The 2,853-nt window shown below is 64.4% G+C and carries 3 protein-coding genes, 1 tRNA gene and 1 pseudogene; 1 reads left to right on the forward strand and 4 read right to left on the reverse strand.

Annotated features, from left to right (window positions below; genetic code table 11):
• Nucleotides 1-275 precede the first annotated feature (275 nt).
• A tRNA-Lys gene (locus WBQ44_RS02045) sits at nt 276-349 on the reverse strand.
• 90 nt (nt 350-439) lie between these two features.
• Nucleotides 440-661 (reverse strand): DUF3618 domain-containing protein, encoded by a 222-nt coding sequence (locus tag WBQ44_RS02050; protein ID WP_495565074.1) that lies wholly within the window; start codon nt 659-661, stop codon nt 440-442.
• Nucleotides 662-739: 78 nt separating this feature from the next.
• Here WBQ44_RS02050 and bcp point away from each other — a divergent pair, with 78 nt between their 5' ends.
• On the forward strand, nt 740-1,213 hold the full coding sequence (bcp, locus tag WBQ44_RS02055; protein ID WP_495565075.1) for a thioredoxin-dependent thiol peroxidase: 474 nt from the start codon (nt 740-742) through the stop codon (nt 1,211-1,213).
• Here bcp and WBQ44_RS02060 read toward each other — a convergent pair.
• Entirely contained in the window at nt 1,202-2,566 is a 1,365-nt protein-coding gene (locus WBQ44_RS02060; protein WP_495565076.1) for a dipeptidase, read from the reverse strand. The genes bcp and WBQ44_RS02060 overlap by 12 nt on opposite strands.
• A gap of 54 nt (nt 2,567-2,620) precedes the next feature.
• Nucleotides 2,621-2,853 (reverse strand): annotated as a pseudogene (locus tag WBQ44_RS02065) (hypothetical protein); the annotation flags it as partial.

The following is a 2,853-nucleotide window of genomic DNA, read 5'->3' on the forward strand; positions in this document are numbered from 1 at the left end:
AGTGATGAGTAAGTGATGAGTTGTGCGTCCACACGAGTCCGCTTGGCGATCGATCGTGCAATCCGACGTACCACTTCAGTGGTCAGCAGCGTGACCGCCGGACTCGACTCCCAGTATTTGCGATTAAGAGTCAAGTCTCCGAAACGCCCTAAACCACTCACGAATCCGCAGGTCACAGAGTTGTTCGATTCTTCGACGCTTACGGATGCCCAGGGATACCCGGACAACAAAAAGTGCCCCTGACCAGCACTTATGCTGTTCAGGGGCACTTGGTGTGCGCCATCAGGGATTCGAACCCCGGACCCGCTGATTAAGAGTCAGCTGCTCTAACCAACTGAGCTAATGGCGCCGATCCGCACTGCGCTTCTCTGCGGTGCGGGAGAAACATTAACAGGAGATGCTGCTGGATGTGAAATCACCAGGTCAGCGGCCTGAAATGTCAGCTGAAGATCCGGCGGACGACGAGTATGGCTACGACTGCACCGACGCCGATGAGGGTGTATTTAACGGGAGGTTCGTTGAGCTTGGCCGCGAGTGACTGCTTGGTGTTCTCGACGATGCGCTTCGGGCTTGCGCGGACGCTCAGCTCGTCCAGGGTGCTGGCGAGTTGGTTCCGTGCCGCCTCGATCTCGCGTTCGATCTTGTCGGTGTCCCTGGCCACGTGTCCTCCAACTGGTCGCTATTGCATGTGTGTCACGGTCGAGCCTAGAGCACCGCGCTTCTTGGCTACTCTCGTCAGGTGACCGACACCAAGAAGCTCGAGGCCGGCGATACCGCGCCCGCGTTCACTTTGCCCGATGCAGACGGAAAGGACGTCTCTCTGTCCGACTATGCGGGCAAGAAAGTCATCGTCTACTTCTATCCGGCTGCGAGTACGCCGGGTTGCACCAAACAGGCCTGCGATTTCCGCGACAGCCTCGCGGAGTTGAACGGCGGTGGCGTCGAGGTCATCGGCATCTCCCCCGACAAGCCCGCAAAGCTCGCCAAGTTTCGCGACAAGGAGGGCCTCAACTTCCCGCTGTTGTCCGACGAGGAGAAGACGACCCTCGCAGCGTGGAGCGCGTTCGGCGAGAAGAAGAACTACGGCAAGGTCTACGAGGGCGTCATTCGCTCCACGTTCCTCGTCGACGAGGACGGCAAGATCGAGGTGGCGCAGTACAACGTCCGCGCGACCGGTCATGTGGCCAAGTTGCGCCGCGACCTATCGGTCTGACGCTGCGCCTGCCTGAACTGAGCCGAGTTTCTGCAAGAACAGCGCTTCGGCCACCGCGAGCTTCTCGATCTCGCGGGGGTCGACGCTTTCGTTGGGGGCATGAATGCGGCACAGCGGTTCCTCGACGCCCATGAGCACGATCTCGGCGTTCGGAAAGGTCTGCGCGAGAACGTTGCACAGCGGAATCGAGCCGCCTTGGCCCGCGGTGACGACCGGCTGGCCGAACGCCTCGGTCAGGGCGTCTCCCAGCGCTGCGTACCCGGGGCCGTCGGTACGTGCCTCGAACGGCGAGCCGACGGCTTCCGGTTCGACGGTAATGCGGGCGTTCCACGGCACGTGAGCCACCAGATGGGCCGTCAGGGCATCCTGGGCCTGTTGCGCGTCTGTTCCGGGCGGCACACGAAGGTTCAGGCGTGCCGACGCCGTCGGTGAGATGGCTGCCGCGGACCCGACCACCGGTGGGCAGTCGATGCCGAGCACCGTCAGCGCAGGCCGAGCCCACACCGCGTCGGCAACCGAATCGGACCCGGCGAGACCGACCCCGGCGAGCACCCCTGCGTCCGCCCGGAACCGCTCCGGGGCGTACTCGACGCCCTGCCACTCCTGATCCGACGTCAAACCGTCGACAACGGTGTTGCCTTCTCGGTCGCGAAGCGTCGACAGCAGCGCTATGAGAGCGGCGAGGGCGTCGGGCGCCGGTCCCCCGTACATCCCCGAATGCACCTCGCCCTCGAGCGTGTCGATACGGACCACCACGTTCGCGATGCCCCGAAGCGTCGTCGTGACCGTCGGTCTGCCCACGGCGACGTTGCCGGTGTCCGCGATGACGATGACGTCTGCGGCAAACAGCTCGGGCTTCGCGGCGACGAAATGTTCCAGGCCGCCGGTTCCCATCTCCTCCGACCCTTCGCAGACGACGGTGATCCCCACGCCCGCATCATCGGCCAGCGCCCGTAATGCCAGCAGATGCATCACGACGTTGCCCTTGCAGTCGGCGGCACCTCGCCCGTACCAACGGCCGTCGCGTTCGGTGAGCTCGAATGGCTCACCGGTCCATAGCGTTCGATCTCCTGCGGGCTGAACGTCGTAGTGGGAGTAGAGCAATACCGTCGGAGCACCAGGGCGAGCGGGCCGGTGCCCCACCACTGCCAACGATCCGTCGCGCGTCTCGATGAGGTCCACATCGTCGATGCCCGCGTCGACGAACTTCGCGCGCACCCATTCGGCTGCGCCCACGCACTCTTCCCGCGGGGACTGCCGCTCGTCGGCAACCGACCTGAAGGCGACGAGCTCCGCGAGCTCGCGCCGGGCGCGCGGCATGTCGGCTGCGACGATGGATTCGATGCTCGGCACGGGCACTCCTGACACTCGATGGGCGAACTCGCCACATTCTGTCACCAGGACAAATCAGCCTCCGACGATCTCCTGCTGCAGCCACTGCGTGGTCTGCTGCCAGTGCCGGTTCCAGGCTTCCTGCTCGAGCTGTTCCTGCGACTTCCCTGGTTCGGGTACCACCGTCGGCACCGCGAACTCGGGTGGATCCACGGTCCGCGACGGAACGACGGCCGCGGCAGGCGGGATCGCCGATGCGGGAATCGGCGTCAAAGCCTCGGAGCGCCGCGCGGTACCCGCCGGGGCTT

The organism is Rhodococcus sp. (in: high G+C Gram-positive bacteria), from assembly GCF_049591685.1.
Taxonomy (GTDB): domain Bacteria; phylum Actinomycetota; class Actinomycetes; order Mycobacteriales; family Mycobacteriaceae; genus Rhodococcoides.